The organism is Tessaracoccus sp. OS52 (assembly GCF_020687685.1).
GTDB lineage: Bacteria > Actinomycetota > Actinomycetes > Propionibacteriales > Propionibacteriaceae > Arachnia.
In genome coordinates, this window is record NZ_JAJEWM010000001.1 from 1,647,473 (window position 1) to 1,672,802 (window position 25,330).

A 25,330-nucleotide genomic window follows, 5' to 3' on the forward strand; every position below is an offset into this window, starting at 1 on the left:
GCTTCGACGCGCGGCAGCCGGCTCGATTCACCAGCGTTGTTCACGGCCACCAGCCGTAGAGCGCTGGTGACGAGCGACAACGCTGGCCAACCGGCGGAAGCGCTGGTGAACGACCAACAACGCTGGTCAACCGTGGGAACGCTCGACGCGCGGCAGCCGGCTCGATTCACCAGCGTTGTTGACGGCCACCAGCCGTACAGCGCTGGTGACGAGCGACAACGCTGGTCAACCCTTGGGAGCGCTGGTCAACCCCCATGCTGGTGGTCCGTCTCAGCCGGAAGTCACGTCCTGCTGGGAGGCGGCGAGCTGGCCGCAGGCGCCGTCGATCTCGCTCCCCCGGGTGTCACGTAGGGTGACGGGGACGCCCCGTCGCTCCAGGGTGTGGATGAAGGCGCGTTCGTCCTCCTTGCGTGAAGCGGTCCACTTGGATCCGGGCGTGGGATTCAGCGGGATCAGGTTCACGTGGACCCAGCCCCAGTCCCCGCGCCGCTTCAGTACGTCGGCGAGGAGGTTCGCGCGTGCCACCGAGTCGTTGATGTCGCGCATCATGGCGTACTCGATCGACACGCGGCGCTTGGTGCGCTGGGCGTAGCCCCACGCAGCGTCGACCACCTCGTCGACCTTCCAGCGGTTGTTGATCGGGACGATCTCGTCCCTGAGCTCGTCATCCGGGGCGTGCAGGGAGACCGCCAGGGTGAGCGGAAGGCCCTCCTCCGTGAGCTGGTGGATCTGCGGGACGAGGCCGACGGTGGAGACCGTGATGCCGCGCGCGCTCATGCCGAAGCCACCCGGTGAGGGTTCGAGCAAGGTGCGGATGGCACCCATCACAGCCTTGTAGTTGGCCAGCGGCTCCCCCATCCCCATGAAGACGATGTTGTTGAGCCTGCCCGTGGCCCCGGGCACCTCGCCCGCGGCGAGCATCCGGTTGGCCGCGAACGCCTGGATGGTGATCTCGGCCTGCGACAGGTTGCGCTTCAGGCCGCCCTGTCCCGTGGCGCAGAACGGACAGGCCATGCCGCAGCCGGCCTGCGACGAGATGCACAGCGTGGAGCGGTTGGGGTAGCGCATCAGGACGGACTCCAGCAGCGAGCCGTCGTGGAGCTTCCAGAGGGTCTTGACGGTGGCGCCCTTGTCCGCCGTTCGGCTGGTGACCTGCTCGAGCAGACGCGGGAAGAGCTGCTCGGCCAGTTCCTCCCGAATTGACGCAGGAACGTCGGTCCAGGCGGCAGGATCGTCGGAGAGATGGTCGAAGACGTGGCGGGAGATCTGCTCCGCACGGTACTTCGGCAGCCCGAGCTTCTCCGTGGTCTCCCGGCGCTCCTGATTCGTGAGGTCCAGCCAGTGGCGCGGTGGCTTGCCGCGCCGCGGCGCCTCGAAGACGAGCGGAAGAACAGTGGTCATCATGCCCCCAGAGCAAGGTTAAGGACGAGCCAGCCCACCGGGAACGCGACCAGCATCGAATCGAGCCTGTCCATCACCCCGCCATGGCCGGGCAGGAAGTTGGACATGTCCTTGATCCCGGCGTCACGCTTGATGAGCGACTCGACAAGGTCTCCCAGAGTAGCCGCAAGCGCAACGGCGATCCCGAACAGGACTCCCACCCACCAGCTGGTCCGCAGCAGGAGCAGCGCACAGGCCACCCCCACCAGGACGCTGAACACCACGGACCCAAGCACGCCTTCCCACGTCTTGCTGGGACTGATGAGAGGCGCGAGCTTGTGCTTGCCAAGCTGGGAGCCGACGGCGTAGGCGCCGGTGTCGGCGGCCACCACGCAGAACACGATGGTCAGGATGCGGAACTCGCCGTTGGACTCCCCCATCAGCAGCGAGACGAACACGCCCATGAGTGGGATGTAGGCGACGATGAAGGCCGATCCGGCGGCGTCGCGGAGGAAACCCTCGGGGCCATGCCGGAGCCTGGCGGTGAAGCTGGCCAGCACGGTGGCGCCCAGGCAGGTGACGATGAAGGTAGAGGGTTGGATGACGTCGAACACCGCCACGAGCCAGCCACCGACGATACTGACGGCCGTGCCCACGACGATTGGGACGATGGCAGCGTGCATTCCCTTGCGCTCCAAGGCGTTGTGCACCTCAATGGAGGCCAGGCACAGGGCTGCGGCGACCAGTAGCACAAAGAACCAGTGCGCCCAGAGGAGCCCGACCGCCACAGCCACGAACAGCCCCACCCCGACGCCGATGGCGACCGGAAGGTTGCGGCCACTCGTCGGCGTCGAGGCGGGCTCGCTCGCAGCAGTGGTCGGCATCAGATCTCGCTGAGCTCGGCTTCCTTGGCCTTCAGCAGGTCATCAATGCTGTCCACGAACTTCTTGGTAGAGGCGTCCAGCGCCTTCTCCGCGCGGGCGAGCTCGTCCTCGCTGATCTCGCCGTCCTTCTGCAGCTTCTTGAGCTGATCCATGGCGTGGCGACGGACGTTGCGCACCGCCACCCGGGCATCTTCAGCCTTGCCCTTGGCCATCTTGACGTACTCCTTGCGGCGCTCCTGTGTGAGCTCGGGCATCACCACGCGGATGGAGTTGCCGTCATTGCCAGGATTGACCCCGAGGTCGGCGTCGCGGATGGCCTTCTCGATTGCGGCGATGGCACTGCGATCGAAGGGGGTGATGAGCAGTGAACGCGGATCCGTGGAGGTGAACGAGGCCAGCTGCTGCAGCGGCGTGGGGGCACCGTAGTAGTCAGCGTTGATCCCGGCGAACATCGCGGGGTGCGCCCTTCCCGTCCGGATGCTGGCGAGGTCCTCGCGTGCGAAGTCCACCGCCTGCTGCATCTTGGTCTGGGCTTCCTTCTGGGTTTCGGCGATCATGACCGCCCTCCTTTCGTGGTGGGTCAGCGGGTGACAAGCGTCCCGATGTGCTCGCCATTGACGACGCGAGCGATGTTGCCGGGCTTCGACAGGTTGAAGAACACGATGTTCAGGTTGTTGTCGCGCGCCAACGCGATCGCGGTGGCATCCGCCACCTTCAGGTCCTCGGAAAGGAACTGGTCGAACGTCAGTCGGTCGAACTTCGTGGCGTCCGGATCGGTGCTGGGGTCCGCGGTGTAGACGCCATCGACTCCCTGCTTTCCCATCAACAGGACCTCGGCGCCAATCTCGAGTGCACGCTGCGCAGCCACCGTGTCGGTGGAGAAGTACGGCATGCCCGAGCCAGCACCGAAGATCACCAGGCGCCCCTTCTCCAGGTGGCGTTCCGCGCGGCGTGGGATGTAGGGCTCTGCGACCTGCCCCATCGTGATGGCGGACTGCACCCGGGTGTTGATGCCTTCCTTCTCGCAGAAGTCCTGCAGCGCGATGCTGTTCATGACCGTGCCCAGCATGCCCATGTAGTCGGCCCGGTCACGGTCCATGCCGCTCTGGCTCAACTCGGCACCACGGAAGTAGTTGCCGCCGCCCACGACCACGGCCACCTGCACACCGTCATTGACGACGTCGGCGATCTCCTTGGCGATGCTCCTGACGGTGTCAGGATCCACACCGAGCTTTCCGCCACCGAAGACCTCGCCGGACAGCTTGAGCAGCACCCGCCTGTATCGCTTCGTCATGGTTCCCCTCGGGGTTGGTGGTTGCGGTCGGTTCGGTGAAAGCCTATCGTCCCCGGGCGGACCCCGGACACAGACGGTGGCGTGTGCCGCGAGTACTCGCGGCACACGCCACCGTTTGATGACTTGTCAGGCTGTGATGGCGAAGCGCGCGAAGCGCGTCACCTCGGCGCCGGCGGCCTTCAGCAGGTCACCGACGGACTTCTTGTCCTCCCAGACTGCCGGCTGGTCAAGGAGTGCAACGTCCTTGTAGTAGCCACCGAGACGGCCCTCGACGATGCGCGTGATGGCACCCTCGGGCTTGCCCTCCTCGCGGGCGGTCGCTTCTGCGATGCGACGCTCGTTCTCCACGATGTCGGCCGGGACCTGGTCCCGCGAGACGTAGGTGGGGCTCATGGACGCGATCTGCATCGCGACCTGGTGGGCGAGGGTCTCGTCCCCACCGGTGTACTCCACGAGTACGCCGACCTGCGGAGGCAGGTCTGCGGCCCGGCGGTGGAGGTACAGGTGGGTGGTGCCGTCGAAGTTCGCAGCGTTGACCACCGAGATGTTCTCGCCGATCTTCACGCCGAGTTCCTTGACCGCCTGCTCCACCGTCTCACCGGAGGCGAGCGTGGCAGCGTTGGTCGACTCCACGTCGGTGGCGCCGCTGGCCAGCACTGCGTCGACGATCTGGTCTCCCAGCCCGACGAACTCGGCGTTCTTCGCAACGAAGTCGGTCTCGGCTGCGAACTGGATCAGGACGCCCTGCTTGCCCGCGACGATCCCGTTGGCGGCCTCGCGGTCAGCCCGCTTGGCAGCCTTGGCGAGACCGTGCACGCGAAGCACCTCAACGGCCTTCTCGAAATCACCCTCGGCCTCGACCAGGGCATTCTTGGCGTCCATCATGCCGGCGCCAGTGGCGTCGCGGAGCTTCTTAACGTCTGCGGCGGTGATTGCCATCAGTCACATTTCCCGTCTGGGTAGGAGGATTACTTGGTTTCGGTGGTCTCGTCGACGGTGTCCTCATCGGCCTGGGCAGGAGCCTCAGCGACCTCAGCCTCAGCAGCAGGAGCCTCAGCGACCTCAGCCTCAGCGACCTCAGCCTCAGCGGCAGGAGCCTCAGCGGCAGGAGCCTCAGCGACCTCCGGGGCGGTGGCTTCGGCCTCGGCCGCAGCAGTCTCCGCCTCGGACTTGGCGAGGAGTTCGAGCTCCCAGTCGGGCATGGGCTCAGCGACGGCCTCGTCTCCCGACTTCCCGGACGAACGCTCGATCAGGCCTGCCGCGACGGCGTCGGCGACGATCCGGGTGAGCAGTGCAACAGAGCGAATCGCGTCGTCATTGCCGGGGACGGCGAAGTCGACCTCGTCCGGGTCGCAGTTGGTGTCGAGGATGCCCACGACGGGGATGTGCAGCTTGCGGGCCTCGTCGACGGCGAGGTGCTCCTTCTTGGTGTCGACGATCCAGACCGCCTGCGGGGTCCTCGACATGTCGCGGATGCCGCCGAGGGTCTTGTCGAGCTTGATCTTCTCCCGCTCGAGCTGCAGCAGTTCCTTCTTGGTGAGGCCGCTTGCCGCCACGTCGGTGAAGTCCATGACCTCAAGCTCCTTGAGGCGCTGGATGCGCTTGGAGACGGTCCCGAAGTTGGTGAGCATGCCACCCAGCCAGCGCTGGTTGACATATGGCATCCCGACACGGGTGGCCTGCTCGGCGATGGCTTCCTGGGCCTGCTTCTTGGTCCCCACGAAGAGGACCTGGCCGCCGCGGGAAACCGTGGACTTGACGAAGGCGTAGGCCTTGTCGATGTAGCTCAGGGAGAGCTGGAGGTCGATGATGTAGATGCCGTTGCGCTCGGCGAAGATGAACCGCTTCATCTTGGGGTTCCAACGACGGGTCTGGTGCCCGAAGTGGACGCCGGACTCCAACAACTGGCGGGTGGTGACGACGGCCATGGCCGTTCCTTTCACTGCGGACACGATGTGTCCGCCACTGCTCGGGTGGGCGCGGTGGCCCACGGTGGTTTCGTGACCCCTCTTGAGAGGCCTTCCTGATGCGCCCGGTGATGGCACCCGCTGGCGGGACCACGCGACCACCGGCGGTTCCCCGCGCAGCGCATGCGATGTCAACCGGACAGACCGGTCGCGATGGTCATTCTAGACTCCCACGCGCTCGGGTGCCAACCGGGCGCTACCGTTCAAGCACGACGCGGAGCCACGCGGACACCACCGAGGCGATGCCCGGCAGGTCCTTCTTGAGTGCGTGGTCGCCTTCCACCAGCACCACCCGGCACGTCCGCGATCCCTCGGGGCGTCCGAAGGGGTCGCGCTTGCCCTGGACCACCAGGACCGGAACGCCGACGCCGGTGAGTTCGTCCTGCCGGGACTTTTCCGGGCGACCGGGGGGATGCAGTGGGAACGCGAGGCACAGTACACCCGCGCAACCTGTTGCCTCCCAGGTCCGGCACGCCACCCTGGCCCCGAACGAGCGGCCACCGGTCACCAACGGCACCCCCGCGAAGGACCCTGCCGACAGGTGTCGGGCGACCGTGGTCCAGGCCAGGTCCGCCTGGGCGGCTGGGGCCGGGGCCCTCCTTCCCGCCACGCGGTAGGGCTGTTCCACGAGTGCGACCGCGCAGCCGAGACCCAGGGCGGAGTCGGCAGCGATCCGCAGGTCGCCCGCGCCGACGCCCCCACCGGCGCCGTGGCCGAGCATCAGCAGCCCAGTCGGCACCGAGCCGGCCGGCCGCATCAGGTGGACGCGCGCGGGGCCGTGGGGCGTCGCCACCTCCGAGATCTCCGGCTCCATTCCCCGAATGCTACTTCCCCACCTGTGGACAGTGACGGCGCGGACAGCGGCGCACCCACAGTGTTGGACATGCGTCCATTCCTGACCCTCGTCCCACTCCTCCTGCTGCTGTTGTTCCCCCGGGCCGCACACGCCGACGGTGGCCTCGAACTGGATCCGCCGGTCCCGGGGGCGGTCCTGAAGTCCTTCAGTACCGGGCCGGAGCGCTGGTCGCCGGGGCACCGTGGCGTGGATCTTGCCGGCCGGGCGGGCGAGGAGGTGCGGGCCGCGGCGGTGGGGGTTGTGTTCTTCGCCGGCAGCGTCGCCGGCAGACCATCGGTGTCGGTGGACCACGGCAACGGACTGCGCACCACCTACACGCCGGTACGGGGATCTGTGGCCAAGGGCGACGTCGTGGCCGCGGGTGACGTCGTCGGCACGCTCGCCCCGGGCCACTGCGCATCCGCCTGCCTCCACTGGGGACTGACCGACGGAACGGACCATTTCGACCCGCTGGCCTACACCGGGGTGCGTCAGGTCCGGCTCCTCCCCGTCGGCAGCGCCGCGCGGCCGAGCCCGCAGTTCAGGGCGGCAACCACGAAGATGAGCGCCGGCAACCTGCCGGTCAAGGGGCGGATAAGCTCCCGGTTCGGAATGCGGACGCACCCGGTCACTGGGGTCCACAAGTTGCACGATGGCGTGGACATCGCCACCGGCTGCGGGCAACCCGTCGTGACGCCATGGACGGGAACGGTCACGACGGTCCAGCACCATCCCGCCTACGGGAACAGGGTGATCATCGAACACGCGGACGGCCTCAGCGCCTACGCGCACCTGCAGAAGATGTCTGTGCGCAAGGGACAGCGCCTCCAGGCAGGGACGCCCGTGGGCACCGTCGGTTCCACGGGTTTGTCGACCGGTTGTCACCTCCACTGGATGGCCTGGACCGGGGGGCGGCTGGTGGATCCGCTTACACTCGTCGGTTCGCGGTGATCAAGCTCGCGGGTGGGCCTGCCGGAAGGCATCCCTCAGGCGCTGGGAGGTGACGTGCGTGTAGATCTGGGTCGTCGCCACCGACGAGTGCCCCAGCAGTTCCTGTACGGAACGCAGGTCTGCACCGCCCTCGAGGAGGTGGGTGGCCATGGCGTGTCGCAGCCCGTGGGGGCCGACCTCGGCACCGCCGGCGCGGGTCGCCTCATGAACCACCCGACGGGCCACCCGCGGGTCGAGCCTTCCCCCGCGGGCACCGAGGAAGACCAGATCTGGGCTGGCCGTCACGGCAACCAGATCGCGCACCGCCAGCCACTCCTCGAGGGCCCTGCGCGCTGGCGCACCCATGGGGACGCTGCGTTCCTTTCCACCCTTGCCCATCACCCGGACGGTCCCGCGCTCGGTGTCGACGTCACGCAGCCCGATGCCGCACAGCTCGGACACCCGCAGGCCGCTGGCATAGAGCAGTTCCACCAGCGCGAGGTCCCGTGCCGCGATCGGTCCCTCCCCCTCCGCCACTCGGGTTCGGGTGGATTCGAGGCTGTCGCCAACTGCCGAGGCGGACGGGACCTTCGGCAGCCTGCGCTGGCGCTTCGGCGCCCGGAGCCGACTCGCGGGATCCACCGCCAGCAGCCCCTCCACCTTCACCGCCCAGGAGAAGAAGCCCCGCACGCATGCGACACGGCGCTGCACCGTCGCCGGCGCCGCCCCGGCCTCGGACATGTCCGCGAGCCACGCGCGCAACGTCTGAAGGGTCACTTGCGCGGGGGGCCGCTGCGCATACCCGGCAAGGGCGCGCAGGTCTGACAGGTAGGCCCGGACGGTGTGCGCGGACAGCCCCTGGTCAGTCTCAAGGTGTCTGCGGTACTCGTCGAGCACCGCTTGCCACGCCTGGCTCGCCTGCGTCATGGCAACCAGTATCGCCGAGGCGGCATACTGGTTGACTGCGAACACGCGTGCACCGAGGAGAGACCCACATGGCCCTGGACCTGACCACAGGCGGCAAGATCCGTCCGATCACCCGATGGGGAACCCCGGTCATGCACTCCCGGACCAGGCCGGTCACCGAGTTCGGCGAGGAACTGCACGAGCTGGTCCGCGACATGTTCGCAACCATGCGGGCAGCCGAGGGCGTCGGGCTGGCGGCCACCCAGGTGGGCGTTGACCTGGCCGTGTTCGTCTACGACTGCCCGGACGCCGATGACATCGTGCGTCGGGGGGTGGTGTGCAACCCGGTGATCGAGCTTCCCACCGGCAAGGACCGGAACCTGGACGGCAGCGAGGAGGGCTGCCTCTCATATCCGGGCGGCTACCAGAGCGTGGCGCGACCGGACACCGCGCGTTGTACCGGTCAGGATGCCGAGGGCAACGACGTCGACCTGGTCGGCACCGGACTACTGGCCCGCTGTTTCCAGCACGAGACCGATCACCTCAACGGCACGGTCTTCGGGGACCGGCTCTCCGTCCGCGCCCGCCGCAAGCTGGACGAGCAGGCCCAGGAACTCGCCTACCGCTACCCCGAGGACTGGCCGGTCTCCCCCAAGCGGGTGGCCACCCCGGAGCAGGCGGAAATCTCCGAGGCTTAACCCTGAGTGCACCTTCTGGACATGTAGCGTTCATGTCTCCCGGGCCCCGAATTAACCGTGGCTACCTAGGGTCGCTGATGACCCCTAACAGAAGGTGATCCATGAAACTTCGCAGTCGCATCGCCGCAGTGTCCGCGGCGGCCGCAGTGACGCTGACGGGCTTCGGAGCCCTCAGCCCGTTCCCCTTCGCGCAGGCCGCCCCGGCCACGGACCTGATGATCAGCGTCTACGTCGAGGGCAGCGGCAGCAACAAGGCCATCGAGCTTCACAACCCCACCGATGTGGCCATCGACCTGGCCGGCTACACCGTCGAGCTCTACTCCAACGGAGCGGCGACGGCCACCAACAGCCTGGGTCTCCAGGGGTCGCTCGAACCCGGAGGTCACTACACCATCACGAACTCGCTCGCCTCGGCCGAGCTTGCCGCTCACAGCGACGTGACCAGCGCCGTGACCAACTACAACGGTGACGACGCGCTGGTCCTCAGGAAGGGCACCGCCGTCATCGATTCCATGGGACAGGTCGGCTTCGACCCGGGGACCTCCTGGTCCGCCAACGGGGTGAACATGCTCGACATGACCCTGACCAAGAAGGCCTGCACCGTCGACGCGTCGCCCTCCGATGCCTACGACCCCTCAGTCGACTTCGCGGCCACGGCCCAGAACGACTTCTCCACGCTCGGATCCGTCGACTGCACAGGCACCGAGCCGTCGCAGACCCCCACCGTCGACCCGACGCAGACACCGGAGCCCACCGTCGACCCGACGCAGACACCGGACCCCACCGTGACGCCGACCGTCTCACCCACCCCGACGCAGGACCCGTCGGGACTGAGCATCGGTGCCGTCCAGGGCACGACGAACACCAGCCCCTATGTGAACCAGACGGTGACGCTGGACGCGTTCGTGACCGCCACCTTCCAGGGCACCGAATCGGGCCGTGCCCAGTTCAGTGGCTACTACATCCAGGACGCCGGTGACGGTGACGCCGCCACCAGCGACGGCCTGTTCGTCTACGCCCCCAACGGCCCTGCCCGCAGGGTCGGTGAGGAGATTCGCATCACGGGCACCATCGTGGAGGCCTTCGGCCAGACCCAGCTCAACCCCACCGAGGTCACCGTCCTCTCCACCTCAGACACGGCCGCGATCCCCGCCACGGAGCTGACAGTGCCTGTCTCCGACTACGAGCGCTTCGAGGGGATGTACGTGACGTTCCCGCAGCAACTGACCATCCTTGAGTTCTTCAACTTCGACCGCTTCGGCGAGATCGTCTACGGCCTCGAGCGCCAGTGGACTCCCACCGCCGTGACGGAACCGGGTGCAACCGCTCAGACGCTCGCCGCCCACAATGCAGCGAGCCGGATCGTCGTCGATGACGGCTTCAACTCCCAGAACGTCTCCCCCGCCATCCACCCCAACGGTGAGCCGTTCGCCAGGGACAACTACTTCCGCGGCGGCGACAGGGTCGCCAACCTCACGGGTGTGATGAGCTTCCGCAACAGCACTTTCAAGCTGCAGCCCACCCAGGGCGCCGACTACACGGCCGCCAACCCGCGCCCGGAGGCCCCCGCGGTCGGCGGCGACTTCAAGGTGGCATCGTTCAACGTCCTCAACTACTTCACGACGCTGAACATGCGTGGAGCCACGACGCCGGAGGAACTCCAGCGCCAGCAGGCCAAGATCGTCGCGGCGCTGGCGGAGATCGACGCCGACGTCGTGGGACTCATGGAGATCCAGAACAACGCGCCGACCGCGGTCGCGCACCTCGTCGCCGGACTCAACGCCGCGGTCGGGGAAGGTACCTACGCCTACATCGACACCGGCGTGCAGGGCACCGACGAGATCTTCCAGGCCATCATCTACAAGACAGCCACCGCCCAGCCCGTCGGGGATTTCGCGGTGCTGGACTTCAACGACGGCCGCAACCGGCCCAGCCTGTCGCAGACCTTCCGTCACCGCACCTCCGGTGAACTTGTCACCGTCAACGTGAACCACCTGAAGTCGAAGGGGTCCGCGTGCACCGGGGACCCGGACCTGGGCGATGGCCAGGGCAACTGCAACCTCACCCGAGTGGCCGCCGCACAGGACATCGTGAAGTGGCTGGCGACGGACCCGACGGGGCAGGGCGCCACCCGCACCATCGTGCTGGGTGACCTGAACTCCTACGACCACGAGGACCCGATCGACGTCTTCGTCGAGTCCGGGTACACCGACCTGGAGAAGAAGTTCAACGGTGAGCACGCCTACTCCTACGTGTTCGACGGGCAGCTCGGATACCTGGACTACGGCCTCGCCAACGCTGGTGCGGTTGCCGACGTCGTGGGGGCCGCGACGTGGCACATCAACGCCGACGAGTCGGACCTGTTCGACTACACCATGCGGTTCAAGGCCGACAACGAGGACGCCCTGTTCGCGGCTGACCCCTACCGCTCCTCCGACCACGACCCCGTGATCATCGGTCTGCAACTTGGAGGCGGTTCCACCCAGAGCCCCACTCCCGAGCCCTCAGCGACGCCCACGCCCACGGTCACCGTGACCGCCGAGCCCACGGCGACCCCCACCGTGACCGCCACGGCAACCGTGACCGCCACCGCCACGGTGACCGCCACCGCAACGGTGACCGCCACCGCAACCGCCACGGTGACCGCCACCGCGACGGTGACGGCCACGACCACGGCGACGGCGACGACCACGGCGACAGTGACCGAGACGGTCACCGCGAAGCCCGGTCGCGGTCCGAAGCCGGGCAAGGGTCCGCAGCACCGACCTGGATCGCGTGCCCACCTCGGCCCGATCTGGTGGACGCTCAGCTGAGCACCCTGGTACCAGAAACGGGGACCGGTCCTTCGCGGACCGGTCCCCGTTCGGTTCACCAGCGGCTCAGCGCAGGACGTAGGCCAGCACCGCCGCAGCAGTCGCGACGTTCAACGAGTCGATGCCGTCGGCCATGGGGATCGTGACAGCGACGTCTGCGGCCTCCAGCCAACCCTGGGACAGTCCGTGGCCCTCATTTCCCAGCAGCAGCGCGACCTTGTCGTCGGTCCGGTAGTCATCCAGCGCGACGGCGTCCTCGGCCAAGGTCGCCGCCACCAACGTGAAGCCGGCACCGCTCACGCGGCCGAGGTCACCGTCGGAGGACATCCTGCGCCACGGCAGTTGCAGGGAGGCACCCATGGAGGCCTTGATCGCACGCCGGTAGAGCGGGTCGGCACTGGTGGCCGAAACCACGACGCCGTCCCACCCCAGTGCGGCCGCGACGCGCAGAATCGAACCGATGTTGGCGTGATCGACGATGTCCTCGCACACGATCAGCCGCCGTCCGGACAGGAGCACTTCCCAGGACGCCTCAACGGGTCGCAGGAACGAGGCGAGCGCGCCGCGGTGGATGTGGAACCCGCTCACGGCCTCGACCATGGCCGCGGAGGCGACGTAGCAGGGGACTTCCGGCCAGGCCGCGATCACGTCGTGGAGTCCTGGCAGCCAGCGCTCCTGCAACAGGAAGGATCGCGGTCTGGCTCCTGCCTCGGCGGCCCGTCGGATGATCTTCTCGCCCTCCGCGATGAACAGGCCCTCGGCCTGCTCGAGATGGCGACGCAGTCGTGAATCCCGCAAGGACACGTAGTCCGCCAGGCGGGGATCCGACGGGTCGGCTACCTCAACGAGCACGGGCACGCTCACTCGACGCGGACCAGGACGACTCCATGCCGAAAGCCTAGCGGGGACGGGAACGGATACCTTTGGTGGCATGCCGCGCCCCCCGTCCAGGATCGACCCGTTTGTGCTCATGATCCTGGCGGCGGCCGGACTCGCCTTCCTGCTGCCGGCCACCGGGGGCGCAGCGGTCGCCGTCGACTGGGCCACCAGGGTCGCCGTCTTCATCCTCTTCTTCGGGTACGGCGCCAAGCTCTCGGTCCATGAGGCCGTCGCCGGCCTCAGACACTGGCGTCTACATCTGGTGATCCTGGCGTGCACCTTCGTGGTGTTCCCGCTGGTCGGCGCGGGGTTCCTCGCAATCCCCGACGGCGTCATCGGCGTCACCACGAGGCTCGGCCTGGCGTTCCTGTGCCTGGTGCCCTCCACGGTGCAGTCCTCGATCACCTTCACCTCGCTGGCTGGGGGCAACGTCCCCGGAGCCATGGTGTCGGCAACGGCGTCCAACCTGCTCGGCGTCCTCGTCACCCCAATGCTGGCGCTGCTGATGCTCCCCGCCAACGGTGGCTCGGGCATCGGCCTCGACCAGTTCCTCGGTGTCGTGGTCCAGCTGTTGCTGCCGTTCGTGCTCGGGCAGCTGTCGCGGCGCTGGACTGCCGGTTTCATGAGCACCCACTCGCGCAGGATCAAGTACTGGGATCAGGGGGTGATCTGCCTGGTCGTGTACGGGGCCTTCTCGGACTTCTTCGCCCAGGGAATGTGGCGTCAGGTGGAGCCCTGGGACCTGCTGGTCATGGTGGCGCTCTGCCTTGCCCTGCTCGCAGCGATGCTCTGGTTCACGTGGCACCTCGGTGGCTGGCTGAATTTCACCCACCCGGACCGGATCGCGATCATGTTCTGTGGCACCAAGAAGTCGCTCGCCACTGGTGTCCCGATGGCGAGCGTTCTGTTCGCGGACCAGTCCGTCGGTCTGGTGGTGCTGCCGCTCATGGTCTTCCACCAGTTGCAGTTGATGGCCTGCACGGTCATCGCCGGGCGCCTCGCCCGCGGCACAGGCGAAACCGCCGGTGCTCGTCCCCCGGGAACCTGACCCGCACTGCGGCAAGGGGAAACAATCTTGATGTTGAGATTTCTTCGCGCGTGCTCTAGCTTCAGCTTCCGGGACCAGCGTTGGCCCCGCCCAGCCTCGAAGGAGCATTGCAGTGACGCAACAGCAAGAGGATTCGCGCCCCCTCCGCAACGAAGATGAACCCGAGTTCCACCTGCCGGAAGAACACTGGCCCCTTCCGGAACTGCTGCACACCCAGCCCGGCCACGCGTCGCCGGACAACGCGGCGTTCCTGGTGGCGGCCGCCGGCGAGCAGTACCAGTCCCTGCGCGGAACCTTCCGCAGGTTCGCCTTTCCGATGACGATGGCTTCGCTGGTGTCGTACTTCACCTACGTGCTCCTGTCCATCTACGCTGAGGGCTTCATGGCCCAGCCCCTGCTCGGCGCCCTCAACGTGGGCATGGCGCTCGGACTCACCCAGTTCGCCATCACGTGGATCTGGACCGCAATCTACGTCCGCTACGCGCAGCGTCGCCTCGACCCGGCCGCGTCCGACCTGAAGGCCCAACTCGAGGGCGGGATGGTGGCGTGATGCTCCTCGAGACCTATGGCAACCCAGCGATCAACATCGGCGTCTTCGCCGTGTTCGTGGCGCTGACGATGGGGATCGTCATCGTCGTGACCCGCCAGAAGGCAAAGGCGTCGGACTTCTACACCGGAGGTGCGGCATTCTCGGGCCGGCAGAACGGCCTCGCCATCACCGGTGACTACCTCTCGGCAGCCTCCTTCCTCGGCGTCACGGGCGCGATCGCCATCTACGGCTACGACGGGCTGCTCTATGCGGTCGGGTTCTTCGTGGCCTGGATCGTCGCCCTGTTCCTCGTGGCCGAGCCGCTGCGCAACACCGGCAAGTACACGATGGCCGACGTCCTCAGCTTCCGGATGAGGCAGAAGCCGGTGCGGACCGCAGCGGCGACGTCCACCCTGGTGGTGTCGTTCGTCTACCTGCTCGCGCAGATGGCCGGCGCAGGTGGCCTCGTGGCCCTACTGCTCGGTGTGTCCGACAAGACCACCCAGGGCTGGGTCATCGCGCTGGTGGGGGCCTTGATGGTGGTCTACGTGCTGGTCGGCGGCATGAAGGGCACCACGTGGGTGCAGATGATCAAGGCCGTACTCCTCGTCGCAGGGGCGGCGATCATGGCGGTGATCGTGATGCTCGGCAACGGGTTCAACCTCTCCGAGCTGCTGGCAGGCGCCCAGAGCGCCGGCCTCGACAGCACCACCGGCGCCGGACGCGACCTGCTGCAGCCCATGCAGCAGTACGGCGGCTCTGCCATCACCAAGCTCTCCTTCCTCTCGCTGGCGCTCGCCCTGGTGCTCGGGCCTTCCGGCCTGCCGCACGTGCTGATGCGCTTCTACACGGTGCCGACGGCGAAGGAGGCCCGCCGTTCGGCGGTGTGGGCCATCATCCTGATCGGGGGCTTCTACCTGCTCACGCTCATCCTCGGCATGGGCGCCGCGATGCTGGTCGGGCAGCAGACCATCCTCGACGCCCCCGGCGGCGTCAACTCCGCGGCACCGATGCTGGCGCTCGTGATCGGCGGCGAGGTGTTCATGGGGGTCATCTCCGGGATTGCGTTCGCCACCATCCTCGCCGTCGTGGCAGGGCTGACAATCACCGCATCGGCCTCATTCGCGCACGACGTCTACAACAACGTCATCAATAACGGCTCGGTCGACCCGGTCGAGGAGGTGAGGGTGGCTCGCATCACATCCGTGGTCATCGGCGTCCTCGCGATCCTCGGTGGCATCCTCGCCAATGGACAAAACATCGCGTTCCTGATTTCGCTCGCCTTCGCGGTCGCGGCCTCGGCGAACCTGCCCTCGATCCTGTACACCCTGTACTGGCGCCGGTTCAACACCCGCGGTTCCGTGTGGAGCATCTACACGGGTCTGGTCAGCTCAGTGGTGCTGATCGTCTTCTCGCCTTCGGTATCCGGATCGGCGACGTCGATGCTGGGTGAGGGAGTCGACTTCGCGTGGTTCCCGCTCACCAACCCGGCGCTGGTCTCCGTGCCCCTGGCGTTCCTCGCCGGCTGCGTCGGCACGCTCACCGCGTCGCACAAGGCAGACGAGGACCTGGCGATCGAGATGGAGGTCCGTTCCATGACTGGCGCCGGAGCAGGCGACGCAGTGGCCCACTGAAACCCCCTCCGCGGGCGCCTCAGCCCTCCTCGGGCCTGGGCGCCTGCGCGCGGGAGGGTTCGGGATCGGGCACGCCGCTGACGGGCGGGGCCGACGGCGTCTCCTGACGGGGGCTGTCGAGCTCTGCCGGCTTGGAACCTCGCCGGGTGTGCCGCAGGACCGCGTTCTGCTCCATCGCCTGCGCTTCCGCGATCGCCTGCTGCATCGTCTCGTCCGAGCGTTCCCGGTCCTGGTCCCGCTGCGCGGCGATCTCTGCCTGCACGTCTATCCGCTCCGGGGCCTGGAAGTTGTCACCCACCTTGGAGATGTAGTCGCGGACATTCTCCGCGCCCGACACCTGCCCGAGACCCTTCAGTGCGTCGTTGAGTTCGCTGGGGATGATCCACATCTTGTTCGAGTCCCCGGAGGCCAACCGTGGCAGCATCTGCATGTACTGGTAGGCCAGCAGCCCTTGGTCCGGCTGACCCGCGTGGATGGCGCCGAAGACGGTGGTGATGGCCTGAGCCTCGCCCTCCGCGCGCAGCATCGCGGACTGGCGGTCCGCCTGTGCGCGCAGCACGGCGGCCTCCCGTTCACCCTGGGCCCGGAGAATGGAGGACTCCCTGTCACCGCCCGCCTGCAGGATCTGCGACTGTCGCTGGCCCTCGGCCAGGAGGATCTGCGCTCGTTTGTCGCGCTCGGCCCGGGCGCCCTTCTCCATTGCGTCGCGGATGGTGGGCGGCGGGTCGATCGCCCGCAACTCCACCCGGTTGACCTTGATCCCCCACTTGCCGGTGGCCTCGTCGAGGACCATGCGCAGCTTCTGGTTGATCTCCTCGCGCGAGGTGAGTGCCGCCTCGAGATCCATCCCACCGATGATGTTGCGCAGCGTCGTCATGGTGAGCTGTTCGATGGCGTCGTGGTAGTTCTGGGCCTCGTAGGCGGCCCGTACCGGATCAACGATCTGGAAGTAGATGACCGAGTCGATGGAGACCATCAGGTTGTCCTCGGTGATCACGCCCTGGGGCGGGAACGGGACGACCTCCTCGCGCATGTCCATGGTGTAGGCGACGCGGTCGAACACGGGAATCACCAGGTGCGGCCCCGGATCCAGGCGGCGCCGGAACTTGCCGAGTCGCTCGACGATGCCCACGTGCTGCTGGCGCACGATCTTCAGCATCATGAGCAGGAACAGCACCACCACGATTGCGATGCCAATAGCGATGAACTCCATTGTCTCCTCCTTGGCTCAGCTGTGCCCGAGTTCGCCTTGCGACTGCACGGGGTAGACGATCAGGGTTACGCCGTCGATGCCATACACCTCGACGTCATCACCCTCTTCGATGGTGATGGCCGGATCGAAGGAGCGGGCGTCCCAGATCTGGCCGGACACCTTCACCTCGCCGCCGGTGCGGGTGATCTCCGCAGTCGCCCTGCCCGGGGAACCGACGAGGGATTCCAGGGAGGACCGGTAGCCGGGTGCGTTGCGGACCTTGTTGAGCAGCGTCGGACGCAACAGGAACAACGTCAGGACAGCCACGACCAGCGCGACCATGATCTGCAGCCACCACAGTCCGGGGACGATCAACGCCGTGACACCCCCGGCGAGGGCACCGGCGGCCAGCATCAGGAGCGTGAGGTCCATGGTGAGCAACTCGAGCGCGGCGAGCCCCACCGCGAGGATCCCCCAGCCGGCCCAGGAGAAGTCACGGAGCCATTGGACGAAGTCATCCATGTCGGGCCACCGATCTGGCACTCCAGCGACCGTCGGAGGATTCGACGCGCAAGGCCATGCCGAAGGCCTCGCTCAGGTTCTCGTCGGTGAGGGTTTGGTCTATGGGCCCGGCGGCGGTGACCCGCCCTCCGGCCATCAGCAGGCAGTGCGTCACGCCGAACGGGATCTCCTCGACGTGGTGGGTGACCAGCATCGAGGCGGGCGCGTACTCGTCGAGGAAGAGGTCGGAGAGGGTGTCAACCAGCGCCTCCCGCCCTGCGAGATCGAGTCCCCCGGCCGGCTCGTCCAGAAGGAGCAGCTCGGGATCCGTCATCAGGGCACGGGCGATCTGCGCGCGCTTGCGCTCCCCCTCGCTGAGGGTGCCGAACGTGCGGTCCGCCAGGTGGTCGATCCGCAATTGCTCCATCAACCGCATCGCCTGCGCGTGGTCGGCGTCCTCGTACTCCTCGCGCCACCGCCCCAGGACCGCGTACGCGGCCGACAGCACGACGTCGAGCACGCGCTCCCCGCGGGGCAACTTCTCCGCCAGTGCTGCGGAGGTGAGACCGATCCGGGGCCGCAGTTCGAACACGTCGATGGTGCCCACCACATCACCCAGCAGCCCGACCACACCGTCGGTCGGGTAGAGCTGGGCCGCGAGCACCTGCAGCATCGTGGTCTTGCCGGCGCCGTTGGGTCCGATGACGACCCAGCGATCCTGCTCCATGACGGTCAGGTCCACCGAGTCCAGCAGCACCGCGTTCCCACGCTTGACCGTCACGCCTGCAAGTTCCGCCACCGCTGCCATGCCCCAACCCTACCGGGGCAGGCGGTAGGGCGTGGTCAGGCCCCGGTGGAATGCAGTCCACCGTCGACGTGGATGATCTCGCCGGTGGTGGCCGGGAACCAGTCGGACAGCAGCGCGACCACGGCCTTGGCCGCGGGCACGGCGTCGGTGGCGTCCCAGGTCAGGGGCGAGCGCTGGGACCAGATGTCGTTGAACGACGACGCTCCGGGGATGGCCTTCTTCGCGACCGTGTCGAGGGGGCCGGCGGCGACCAGGTTGGAGCGGATGCCGTCTGGTCCCAGGTAGCGAGCGAGGTAGCGCGAGGTGGACTCCAGGGCAGCCTTGGCCACGCCCATCCAGTCGTAGGTGGGCCAGGAGACGGTGGCGTCGAACGTGAGCCCGACGACGCTGGAACCGCGGTTCATCATGGGCTTGGCGGCCATCGTCAGGCTCTGCAGGGAGTAGGCGGAGATCTCCAGGGCCTTCGAGACCGATTCCCAGTCGGTGGTCAGGAAGGCGCCACCGAGGGCCTTCTCCGGGTCCGCGTACGCGATCGAGTGGACGATCCCGTCCAGGCCGCCGGACAGGTGCTGCGAGAGCAGGTCGGGCAGACCGGCGAGGTGATGCGGGTCTGTCACGTCGATCTCCACCAGCGGCGGCTGCTGCTCCATCCGCGCCACGACTCGCCGCGCGAGGCTGACCGCCCGGCCAGCGGCGGAGACGACGACGTTGGCCCCCTCCCGCTGCGCGATCTCGGCCACCGCGTAGGCGATGGAGGTGTTCAAGGTCACACCGGTGACCAGGATGTTCTTGCCTTCGAGGATTCCCATTTGCTTCTTCCTGTAGAAACTTCTCCGGTCAGTGGCCCATGCCGAGGCCACCGTCCACCGGCAGCACCGCCCCGGAGATGTACCCTGCGCCGTCCCCCGCGAGGAACACCGCGGCGGCCGCGACGTCGTCGCCGCTGCCCAGCCGCCCGGCGGGGATCCGGGACTGGTAGCCCTTGATGGTGTCCTCCGGCAGGACGGCTGTCATGTCGGTCTCGATGAAGCCGGGTGCGATCACGTTGGCGGTGACGTTGCGGCTCCCGAGTTCCCGCGTGAGGCTGCGGGCCATCCCGACGAGGCCGGACTTCGAGGCGGCGTAGTTCAACTGCCCGGGCGAGCCGATGAAACCGACCACCGACGAGATCAGGATGATGCGGCCGAACCGGGCCCGGGTCATTGGCCGGGCGGCGCGGCGCACGACTCGGAACGCGCCGGTCAGGTTGGTGTCGATCACCTGGTCCCAGTCCTCGTCGCTCATGCGCAGGATCAGGGTGTCCTTGGTGACGCCGGCGTTGGCAACGAGCACCTCGACGGGGCCGAGCTCGGCCTCCACGGCATCGAAGGCAGCGTCCACCTGGGACTGGTCGGTGATGTCGCACTGCACGCCCAGCACACCGTCCGGGACCCCACCGGAGCGATAGGTGGCCGCGACGCGGTAGCCGGCATCGCGGAACCGTTCGGCGATGACGCGGCCGATCCCCTTGGAACCGCCGGTCACCAGGACAACGCGAGATTCTTGCACGGCGTCAACCTACCGCAAGCGGCATATGCTTGGCTGACCATGGCAGGCGCTCGCAACAGTACGGACCCGCCGCTCATCACGAGCGCGGCCCGCAGCCGCACCCTCGATGTGGACGAGCGCGAGCGGCGCTACGTCATCACCATGAGCATCCGGACCGCCTGTTTCCTGGCGTTCCTGGTGGTGCCGGGCTGGTGGAAGGTGGTGGCGCTGTGCGCGGCCGCGTTCCTGCCGCTGGTCGCCGTGGTGCTGGCCAACAACTCAGACCACCGGCCGCCGCCGTTGGCAGCTGAACCTGACGAGAGCCGGCCCGCCCTGCCGGCATCCGATGTCATCGTGGGCGTCGTGGAGGACGACGAGTGAAGAAGCTGATCCTGCGCTGGGTGGCCCTGGCGGTGTTCCTGAGCCTGATGGCGTTCCTCTTCGTGAAACTGGGCGAATGGCAGTTGAGCCGCCTCGAGGAGCGGCGCGAGGCGAACGCCGTCGTCGAGGCGAACCGGGACAAGCCGTCCGTCGGTTACCGCGAGGTCATGGGGGGTCCCATCAGCGACGGCATGCAGTGGCAGCGGGTGGAACTCCGGGGCACCTACACGGGCGAGCAGTACCAGGTTCGGTACCGCACCTACGCCGATGCTCCCGGGATCGAGGTGGTCGCGGTCCTGGAGACGGTGGAGGGCGACGAGGTGCTCATCAACCGGGGGTTCATCGCACGCCAGACGGGACAGCCCGACACCGAGGACCTGCCCGCCCCACCAGTCGGAGACGTGCAGCTCACCGGCTACCTGCACCGCGATGAGCGGGGCGACGACACCGCCGTCGTGCCCCACGACTTCAAGGTGAGACTGATCAACGCGGGGGCCATCGGCGAGTCACTCGGGCGTGAGCTGCTTCCCGGGTACCTCGTCCTGATCGAGTCCGACCCGGACAACGGCGAGGCCCTGGAACCCATGGCACCCCCCATCCTGGACGAGGGCAACCACTACTCCTACGCCTTGCAGTGGTTCGCCTTCAGCGTCATCGCCCTCGTGGGCATCGTCGTCCTCATCCGCGCCGACCTCAAGGATCGCAGGAAGGCTCAAGCCAGGGCCGAGCGCCGGGCCCGCCTGACCGCTGCCCGCGAGGACGCCGACGAGACACTGGCCAGTGCCGCCGACTGAAGCCCTGCGCCGCGTCGCCGGCTGGCTGGCCTGCCCGGTGTGCCGGGCGGGCATGGCCATCGCCGACGCGGGGCTCGCGTGCGCGAACGGCCACCGGTTCGACGTCGCTAGGCAGGGCTATGTGAACCTGCTCGGCAGGTCCGCGCCGCCCAACGCCGACAGCGCGGACATGCTCGCCGCGCGCGCCCGGTTCCTCGCCGCCGGGCACTACTCCCCCGTCAGCGACGCCGTCGCAACCGCGGTGGCGGGCTGTGCCCGGCTACTGGAGGTGGGCGCCGGGACCGGCCACTACCTCGCGGCGGCGTTGGAGCGAACGCCTCAGGCTCTGGGGCTGGCGACCGACGTGTCACCCGCGGCGGCTCGCCGTGCCGCCCGAGCGCACCCGCGGATGGCTGCGGTCGTCGCTGACACCTGGGCCGGCCTGCCCGTCGCCGACGCCGTCGTCGATGGTCTGCTGTGCGTGTTCGCCCCCCGGAACGCCGACGAGTTCGCCCGTGTGCTGGCCCCCGGCGGCGTCCTGGCGCTGGCGGTCCCGGGAGCGGACCACTTGCACGAGCTTCGCAGCGCCCACGGCCTGCTGGGCGTGGGCTCCGACAAGCTCGAAACGGTGTCCGACGCTCTCGCAGGTCACTTCGGAGCGCCTGAGATCCATCGCGTCAGGGGAATCCTGACGCTCCCCGACGACGAGGCCGTCGACCTCGTGGCGATGGGGCCCAATGCGTTCCACTCAATACCCGTCGGGGTCACCGGGGGTGCGGTCACCCTCGACGTCACCGTCGCACGATTCACCCGCGCGCCTAACTGAGAGCACTCGCACGCCCCATGCAGCGCAGCGCTTCAGCTGGCGGCGGGGTCCTGTTGTAGGGTGTTGCGGGCTCCCGAGATTGGATTGACTTGACGACTGCCAGCGCCCCCGACACCGCGCGACCAGCCACCGCGCACCCAGGGCGCCCCCGCATGGCCGCGCTGGATGGCGTCCGAACCATCGCGGTCTTCCTGGTCATCGCTTTCCACGTCTCGGCACCGCGTTCCGCCGCAGGCTTCATCGGTGTCGACATCTTCTTCGTGCTGTCGGGATACCTCATCACCGCAGGGCTACTGCGTGAGGTGGAGAAGTCGGGAAGGATAAGCCTCGGCAATTTCTGGCTGCGGCGCTTCAAGCGGTTGATGCCCGCAGCGCTGCTCACGCTGCTGGCCGTCACGCTGTGGATGCTGTTCTTCTCCCCCCTGTTCCAGCAGCGCAGCGTCAGCACGGATCTGTGGTGGACCCTGCTCTACCTGGCCAACTGGCACCTCATGAACGCCAACTCCTACTTCGCGGCCACCGGGGCGGAGAGTCCGCTTCTGCACATGTGGTCCCTGGCCGTGGAGGAACAGTTCTACGTCGGGTGGCCACTCCTGCTGGCCGGCGCCCTCGTCATCGTCGGGCTCATGGTCAAACATCGCGCCACTGAAGCACGGCGCGTCCACCCGGCCTCGACGGCGAGGACCCTGGCCACCGCCACCGCGGTGCTGGCGGCGGCCCTCATCGGAATCTCGGTGGTGCTGCTGGCCACGCTGTACGACCCGGCCAGCCCGGACCGCGCCTACATGGGCACCGACACCAAGGCCTTCGAGCCGCTGTTGGGCGCGCTGGCCGCTGCGCTGCTGACTCGCCCGGCCATCAAGGACTTCCTCGCGCGACACCACGTCCTGCTCGGCTGGGCTGGGGTCGTGCTGATGGTGTCCCTGTTCCCGTTCCTGGACGGCCCCTCCGACTTCTACTACACGTGGGGGGCCTTGACGTTCTGCCTCGGGGCGCTGGCGCTGATCATCGCGCTCGTCCTCGCCGGCGAGGCTGGCTTCTGGGCCAGGGTGCTCGGGTGGGAGCCGGTGGCCTACCTCGGGCGCATCTCCTACGGTCTCTACTTGTGGCACTGGCCGTTGGCGGTGTGGATCATCGGCGACCTCGAGGGATTCCGCTGGTTGCGGGCCATGGCCGTAGTGGGTCTCACCGTCGTGGCCGCTGCCCTCTCCTACCACTTGGTGGAGATGCCCGTGCGGACCGGCAAGTGGTTCACGGCCAAGCGCTCCGCGGCGGTGGCAGTGGCTTCCTTGGCCGCGATGCTGGTGGCGGTGTCCTTCGGCGGCGGCACCCCCCTGAGCCCGCTGCTCCAGGGGTCCACGCCCGTCAGCACCTTGAACAAGAGCGTCATCCTCACGGTCGGGGACTCGGTTCCCCAAAGATTCAACCCCGTCCTTGACGAGGAGGCCGGGGCACTGCGCCTCGAGGTGGCCAGCGCCACCGTCGGCGGCTGCGCCCCGACCGGCGTGGACGTGCCCCTCTACGTCGGAAAACCAGACGTGGAGTGCGGCGCCGCGCTGGAGAATCAGCGCTCCGCGATGGCCCAGTTCGAGCCCGCGACGATCGTGTGGTGGAGCCGCTACGAGCTCGCCGACATGAGGATCGACGGTGAGGTCGTCGGCCCTGAGGAGGAACGCTTCTGGGAGGCCCAGCAGCAGAACCTGGAGGAGACCGCCGCCAGGCTCATGGCCGACGGTGCTGTCCTGGTGTTCGTGGAGACCGACCGCATCGGCACCGGCGTCTATGCCCAGTGCACCCCCGAGGACTGCCATCCGTTCCTGGACCGCCTCGCCCACCAGGACCAGTACCGCCAGCGCTGGAACCAGATGGTCCGCGACTATGCCGCCGAGCACGAGTTGGCTCGCACGGTAGTCGTGGACGACCTCTACTGCACCGACGACGCGGTCCCCTGCTCGGATGTCACCGACGGTGTCCCCGCCCGCGCCGACGGCAGCCACTTCACGGACCCGGCGGTGCAGGACGAGATCGCCCGAGGCGTCCTCGAACGCATCCTCGAGGCCGCCGACATCACCTGAAACCGGCCGCCTCAGAGGCCGAGGAACTCCCGGAACTCCTCGCACGCCTGCTCGGCCTGCTCCTGGTCCGGCATCTCGCAGAAAATCCGCAGCAGCGGCTCCGTACCCGAGAAGCGGGCGATGATCCAGCCCTGGGTGAAATAGACCTTGCAGCCGTCGGCGTAGGAGGTGCCCGTCACCTCGGCGGTGAACTTCGGCAGCTTCTTCTCGACCATCAACGTGTTCAGGATCTCCGGCTTGCGCTCGGGATCGAAGGCGAAGTCCGTCTCGGCCATGTAGTGCGGCTCGAACTGACCGGTGATCTCGTCGTAGATCTCGCTCATCGACTTGCCCACCACAGCCAGCATCTCCACCAGGAGCGCCGCGGCGTAGATGCCGTCCTTGCCCGCGATGTGGCCACGCACCGTCAGGCCGCCGGAGGACTCGCCGCCGATGATCGCGTCGGTCTCGAGCATCTTGCCCGAGATCCACTTGAAGCCGACGGGCACCTCGTAGCACTTCTCACCGAAGCGCTCGGCCACGTCGTCCAGCAACGAAGTGGTGGCGACGTTGCGAACCACCGGCCCCTTCCAGCCCTTGTACTTGAGCAGGTAGTAGTAAAGGATCACCAGCAGCTGGTTCGGGTGCAGGAAGTTGCCCAAGTCATCGATCACGCCGATCCGGTCGGCGTCGCCGTCGGTGGCGATTCCCAGGTCGCAGTGGTGGTCCAGCACGAACCGCTTCAACGCCCCGAGACCCGCGCTGGTGGGCGAGGGGAGCTTGCCACCGAAGAGGGTGTCGTGCCGGTCGTTGATCACGTCCACCTCGCAGCGCGCCGTCAGCAGGATTGTCTGCAGCGACGTCCGGGAGACGCCGTACATGGGGTCGAGGGCGATCTTGAGCTGCGCCTTGCGGATGGCCTCCATGTCCACCTGGGAGATGATCGAGTCGATGTAGCCGTTGAAAGGGTTGATCTCCTCGACGGCGCCGCTGGCCACGGCCTTGGCGTAGTCGACGGCCGGGAGCCGCTGCTCCGCCTCCCCCTCGAGTGCACCCATGCGAGCCTCGATGTCCGTGGTGACGGCCTCGTCGGCGTCCTTGCCACCGGCCGTGAACACCTTGATCCCGTTGTAGAGGGCGGGGTTGTGGGAGGCGGTGATGGCCATCCCGTAGGGCAGCCCGCGGTCCTTGACCGTCCACATGATCAGCGGCGTGGGCGCCTGCGCGACCTTGATCACACTGCAGGGGATGCCCGCACCTGCGAAGACCTCCGCGGCCCAGCCGGCTGCGACGTCGGAGAGGAAGCGACGGTCGTAGCCGATGACGATCCCGCGGTCGGCGACCCCTTCGTCGGTCATCCGCTGCGCCAGGGCCCCGGCCAGCAGCCGCACGTTGGCCCGCGTGAACTCATCCCCGATGATCGCTCGCCAGCCGCCGGTACCGAACTTGATTCGCGCCATCGTCTCTCCTC

General features: G+C 67.8%; 25 protein-coding genes. 10 read left to right on the forward strand and 15 right to left on the reverse strand.

Annotation, left to right across the window (positions count from 1 at the left end; translation table 11 throughout):
* Window positions 1-270: 270 nt before the first annotated feature.
* From rlmN to LKO27_RS07805, 7 genes are all read right to left on the reverse strand, one after another.
* Window positions 271-1,401 (reverse strand): 23S rRNA (adenine(2503)-C(2))-methyltransferase RlmN, encoded by a 1,131-nt coding sequence (rlmN, locus tag LKO27_RS07775; RefSeq protein WP_227737246.1) that lies wholly within the window; start codon window positions 1,399-1,401, stop codon window positions 271-273.
* On the reverse strand, window positions 1,401-2,264 hold the full coding sequence (locus LKO27_RS07780) for a phosphatidate cytidylyltransferase (RefSeq protein WP_227736742.1): 864 nt from the start codon (window positions 2,262-2,264) through the stop codon (window positions 1,401-1,403). Before LKO27_RS07780 ends, rlmN begins: the two co-directional genes overlap by 1 nt.
* Entirely contained in the window at window positions 2,264-2,821 is a 558-nt protein-coding gene (gene frr, locus LKO27_RS07785) for a ribosome recycling factor (protein ID WP_227736743.1), read from the reverse strand. Before frr ends, LKO27_RS07780 begins: the two co-directional genes overlap by 1 nt.
* Window positions 2,822-2,844: 23 nt before the next feature.
* Complete coding sequence (gene pyrH / locus LKO27_RS07790) at window positions 2,845-3,558, reverse strand: UMP kinase (protein WP_227736745.1); 714 nt, start codon at window positions 3,556-3,558, stop codon at window positions 2,845-2,847.
* A 126-nt stretch (window positions 3,559-3,684) separates the two neighbouring features.
* Window positions 3,685-4,497, reverse strand: coding sequence for a translation elongation factor Ts (gene tsf / locus LKO27_RS07795; RefSeq protein WP_227736746.1), 813 nt, complete (start codon window positions 4,495-4,497; stop codon window positions 3,685-3,687).
* 29 nt (window positions 4,498-4,526) lie between these two features.
* Window positions 4,527-5,486 (reverse strand): 30S ribosomal protein S2, encoded by a 960-nt coding sequence (gene rpsB / locus LKO27_RS07800; protein ID WP_227736747.1) that lies wholly within the window; start codon window positions 5,484-5,486, stop codon window positions 4,527-4,529.
* A gap of 235 nt (window positions 5,487-5,721) precedes the next feature.
* Window positions 5,722-6,339, reverse strand: coding sequence for an alpha/beta family hydrolase (locus LKO27_RS07805; RefSeq protein ID WP_227736748.1), 618 nt, complete (start codon window positions 6,337-6,339; stop codon window positions 5,722-5,724).
* Window positions 6,340-6,408: 69 nt separating this feature from the next.
* Here LKO27_RS07805 and LKO27_RS07810 point away from each other — a divergent pair, with 69 nt between their 5' ends.
* Window positions 6,409-7,311, forward strand: a complete 903-nt coding sequence (locus LKO27_RS07810; RefSeq protein WP_227736749.1) for a peptidoglycan DD-metalloendopeptidase family protein — start codon at window positions 6,409-6,411, stop codon at window positions 7,309-7,311.
* Here the strand turns inward: LKO27_RS07810 and LKO27_RS07815 are convergent, their stop codons facing one another.
* On the reverse strand, window positions 7,312-8,217 hold the full coding sequence (locus LKO27_RS07815) for a tyrosine recombinase XerC (RefSeq protein WP_227736751.1): 906 nt from the start codon (window positions 8,215-8,217) through the stop codon (window positions 7,312-7,314). It lies immediately after the preceding gene.
* Window positions 8,218-8,285: 68 nt separating this feature from the next.
* On the opposite strand from LKO27_RS07815, the gene def reads away from it, so the two are divergent.
* Both def and LKO27_RS07835 read left to right on the forward strand, forming a co-directional pair.
* Entirely contained in the window at window positions 8,286-8,894 is a 609-nt protein-coding gene (def, locus tag LKO27_RS07820) for a peptide deformylase (RefSeq protein ID WP_227736752.1), read from the forward strand.
* A gap of 101 nt (window positions 8,895-8,995) precedes the next feature.
* Complete coding sequence (locus tag LKO27_RS07835; protein ID WP_304650889.1) at window positions 8,996-11,707, forward strand: ExeM/NucH family extracellular endonuclease; 2,712 nt, start codon at window positions 8,996-8,998, stop codon at window positions 11,705-11,707.
* A 66-nt stretch (window positions 11,708-11,773) separates the two neighbouring features.
* Here the strand turns inward: LKO27_RS07835 and LKO27_RS07840 are convergent, their stop codons facing one another.
* Complete coding sequence (locus tag LKO27_RS07840; RefSeq protein ID WP_227736753.1) at window positions 11,774-12,565, reverse strand: RNA methyltransferase; 792 nt, start codon at window positions 12,563-12,565, stop codon at window positions 11,774-11,776.
* Window positions 12,566-12,638: 73 nt separating this feature from the next.
* On the opposite strand from LKO27_RS07840, the gene LKO27_RS07845 reads away from it, so the two are divergent.
* From LKO27_RS07845 to LKO27_RS07855, 3 genes are all read left to right on the forward strand, one after another.
* Window positions 12,639-13,634: a bile acid:sodium symporter family protein gene (locus tag LKO27_RS07845; protein WP_227736754.1), complete on the forward strand. Its 996-nt coding sequence runs from the start codon at window positions 12,639-12,641 to the stop codon at window positions 13,632-13,634.
* Between the two features lie 112 nt (window positions 13,635-13,746).
* Window positions 13,747-14,184 (forward strand): DUF485 domain-containing protein, encoded by a 438-nt coding sequence (locus LKO27_RS07850; protein WP_227736755.1) that lies wholly within the window; start codon window positions 13,747-13,749, stop codon window positions 14,182-14,184.
* Complete coding sequence (locus tag LKO27_RS07855) at window positions 14,184-15,797, forward strand: cation acetate symporter (protein ID WP_227737248.1); 1,614 nt, start codon at window positions 14,184-14,186, stop codon at window positions 15,795-15,797. The genes LKO27_RS07850 and LKO27_RS07855 overlap by 1 nt, the downstream gene beginning before the upstream one ends.
* 19 nt (window positions 15,798-15,816) lie before the next feature.
* Here the strand turns inward: LKO27_RS07855 and LKO27_RS07860 are convergent, their stop codons facing one another.
* From LKO27_RS07860 to LKO27_RS07880, 5 genes are read right to left on the reverse strand one after another with little or no spacing between them, the layout of a single operon-like run.
* Complete coding sequence (locus LKO27_RS07860; RefSeq protein ID WP_227736756.1) at window positions 15,817-17,010, reverse strand: SPFH domain-containing protein; 1,194 nt, start codon at window positions 17,008-17,010, stop codon at window positions 15,817-15,819.
* Window positions 17,011-17,025: 15 nt separating this feature from the next.
* Window positions 17,026-17,511, reverse strand: coding sequence for an NfeD family protein (locus tag LKO27_RS07865; RefSeq protein ID WP_227736757.1), 486 nt, complete (start codon window positions 17,509-17,511; stop codon window positions 17,026-17,028).
* Window positions 17,504-18,298, reverse strand: coding sequence for an ABC transporter ATP-binding protein (locus LKO27_RS07870; RefSeq protein ID WP_227736759.1), 795 nt, complete (start codon window positions 18,296-18,298; stop codon window positions 17,504-17,506). The genes LKO27_RS07865 and LKO27_RS07870 overlap by 8 nt, the downstream gene beginning before the upstream one ends.
* Before the next feature lie 35 nt (window positions 18,299-18,333).
* Window positions 18,334-19,107 (reverse strand): enoyl-ACP reductase FabI, encoded by a 774-nt coding sequence (gene fabI / locus LKO27_RS07875; protein WP_227736761.1) that lies wholly within the window; start codon window positions 19,105-19,107, stop codon window positions 18,334-18,336.
* 28 nt (window positions 19,108-19,135) lie between these two features.
* Window positions 19,136-19,846, reverse strand: a complete 711-nt coding sequence (locus tag LKO27_RS07880; RefSeq protein WP_227736763.1) for a beta-ketoacyl-ACP reductase — start codon at window positions 19,844-19,846, stop codon at window positions 19,136-19,138.
* Window positions 19,847-19,885: 39 nt separating this feature from the next.
* On the opposite strand from LKO27_RS07880, the gene LKO27_RS07885 reads away from it, so the two are divergent.
* From LKO27_RS07885 to LKO27_RS07900, 4 genes are all read left to right on the forward strand, one after another.
* Entirely contained in the window at window positions 19,886-20,206 is a 321-nt protein-coding gene (locus LKO27_RS07885; protein ID WP_227736764.1) for a DUF3099 domain-containing protein, read from the forward strand.
* A complete protein-coding gene (locus LKO27_RS07890) occupies window positions 20,203-21,000 on the forward strand; it encodes an SURF1 family protein (RefSeq protein WP_227736765.1) in 798 nt (265 codons plus the stop codon). The genes LKO27_RS07885 and LKO27_RS07890 overlap by 4 nt, the downstream gene beginning before the upstream one ends.
* Complete coding sequence (locus LKO27_RS07895; protein WP_227736766.1) at window positions 20,987-21,805, forward strand: putative RNA methyltransferase; 819 nt, start codon at window positions 20,987-20,989, stop codon at window positions 21,803-21,805. Before LKO27_RS07890 ends, LKO27_RS07895 begins: the two co-directional genes overlap by 14 nt.
* A gap of 152 nt (window positions 21,806-21,957) precedes the next feature.
* On the forward strand, window positions 21,958-23,880 hold the full coding sequence (locus tag LKO27_RS07900) for an acyltransferase family protein (RefSeq protein WP_227736767.1): 1,923 nt from the start codon (window positions 21,958-21,960) through the stop codon (window positions 23,878-23,880).
* An 11-nt stretch (window positions 23,881-23,891) separates the two neighbouring features.
* Here the strand turns inward: LKO27_RS07900 and LKO27_RS07905 are convergent, their stop codons facing one another.
* On the reverse strand, window positions 23,892-25,319 hold the full coding sequence (locus LKO27_RS07905) for a phosphoglucomutase/phosphomannomutase family protein (RefSeq protein ID WP_227736770.1): 1,428 nt from the start codon (window positions 25,317-25,319) through the stop codon (window positions 23,892-23,894).
* Window positions 25,320-25,330: the final 11 nt, after the last annotated feature.

Excerpts from the sequence above, each read along its gene's own strand:
- rlmN (WP_227737246.1), bottom strand. The coding sequence starts at position 1,401 with ATGACCACTGTTCTTCCGCTCGTCTTCGAGGCGCCGCGGCGCGGCAAG.
- LKO27_RS07780 (WP_227736742.1), bottom strand. The coding sequence starts at position 2,264 with ATGCCGACCACTGCTGCGAGCGAGCCCGCCTCGACGCCGACGAGTGGC.
- frr (WP_227736743.1), bottom strand. The coding sequence starts at position 2,821 with ATGATCGCCGAAACCCAGAAGGAAGCCCAGACCAAGATGCAGCAGGCG.
- pyrH (WP_227736745.1), bottom strand. The coding sequence starts at position 3,558 with ATGACGAAGCGATACAGGCGGGTGCTGCTCAAGCTGTCCGGCGAGGTC.
- tsf (WP_227736746.1), bottom strand. The coding sequence starts at position 4,497 with ATGGCAATCACCGCCGCAGACGTTAAGAAGCTCCGCGACGCCACTGGC.
- rpsB (WP_227736747.1), bottom strand. The coding sequence starts at position 5,486 with ATGGCCGTCGTCACCACCCGCCAGTTGTTGGAGTCCGGCGTCCACTTC.
- LKO27_RS07805 (WP_227736748.1), bottom strand. The coding sequence starts at position 6,339 with ATGGAGCCGGAGATCTCGGAGGTGGCGACGCCCCACGGCCCCGCGCGC.
- LKO27_RS07810 (WP_227736749.1), top strand. The coding sequence starts at position 6,409 with ATGCGTCCATTCCTGACCCTCGTCCCACTCCTCCTGCTGCTGTTGTTC.
- LKO27_RS07815 (WP_227736751.1), bottom strand. The coding sequence starts at position 8,217 with ATGACGCAGGCGAGCCAGGCGTGGCAAGCGGTGCTCGACGAGTACCGC.
- def (WP_227736752.1), top strand. The coding sequence starts at position 8,286 with ATGGCCCTGGACCTGACCACAGGCGGCAAGATCCGTCCGATCACCCGA.
- LKO27_RS07835 (WP_304650889.1), top strand. The coding sequence starts at position 8,996 with ATGAAACTTCGCAGTCGCATCGCCGCAGTGTCCGCGGCGGCCGCAGTG.
- LKO27_RS07845 (WP_227736754.1), top strand. The coding sequence starts at position 12,639 with ATGCCGCGCCCCCCGTCCAGGATCGACCCGTTTGTGCTCATGATCCTG.
- LKO27_RS07855 (WP_227737248.1), top strand. The coding sequence starts at position 14,184 with ATGCTCCTCGAGACCTATGGCAACCCAGCGATCAACATCGGCGTCTTC.
- LKO27_RS07860 (WP_227736756.1), bottom strand. The coding sequence starts at position 17,010 with ATGGAGTTCATCGCTATTGGCATCGCAATCGTGGTGGTGCTGTTCCTG.
- LKO27_RS07865 (WP_227736757.1), bottom strand. The coding sequence starts at position 17,511 with ATGGATGACTTCGTCCAATGGCTCCGTGACTTCTCCTGGGCCGGCTGG.
- LKO27_RS07870 (WP_227736759.1), bottom strand. The coding sequence starts at position 18,298 with ATGGCAGCGGTGGCGGAACTTGCAGGCGTGACGGTCAAGCGTGGGAAC.
- fabI (WP_227736761.1), bottom strand. The coding sequence starts at position 19,107 with ATGGGAATCCTCGAAGGCAAGAACATCCTGGTCACCGGTGTGACCTTG.
- LKO27_RS07885 (WP_227736764.1), top strand. The coding sequence starts at position 19,886 with ATGGCAGGCGCTCGCAACAGTACGGACCCGCCGCTCATCACGAGCGCG.
- LKO27_RS07900 (WP_227736767.1), top strand. The coding sequence starts at position 21,958 with ATGGCCGCGCTGGATGGCGTCCGAACCATCGCGGTCTTCCTGGTCATC.
- LKO27_RS07905 (WP_227736770.1), bottom strand. The coding sequence starts at position 25,319 with ATGGCGCGAATCAAGTTCGGTACCGGCGGCTGGCGAGCGATCATCGGG.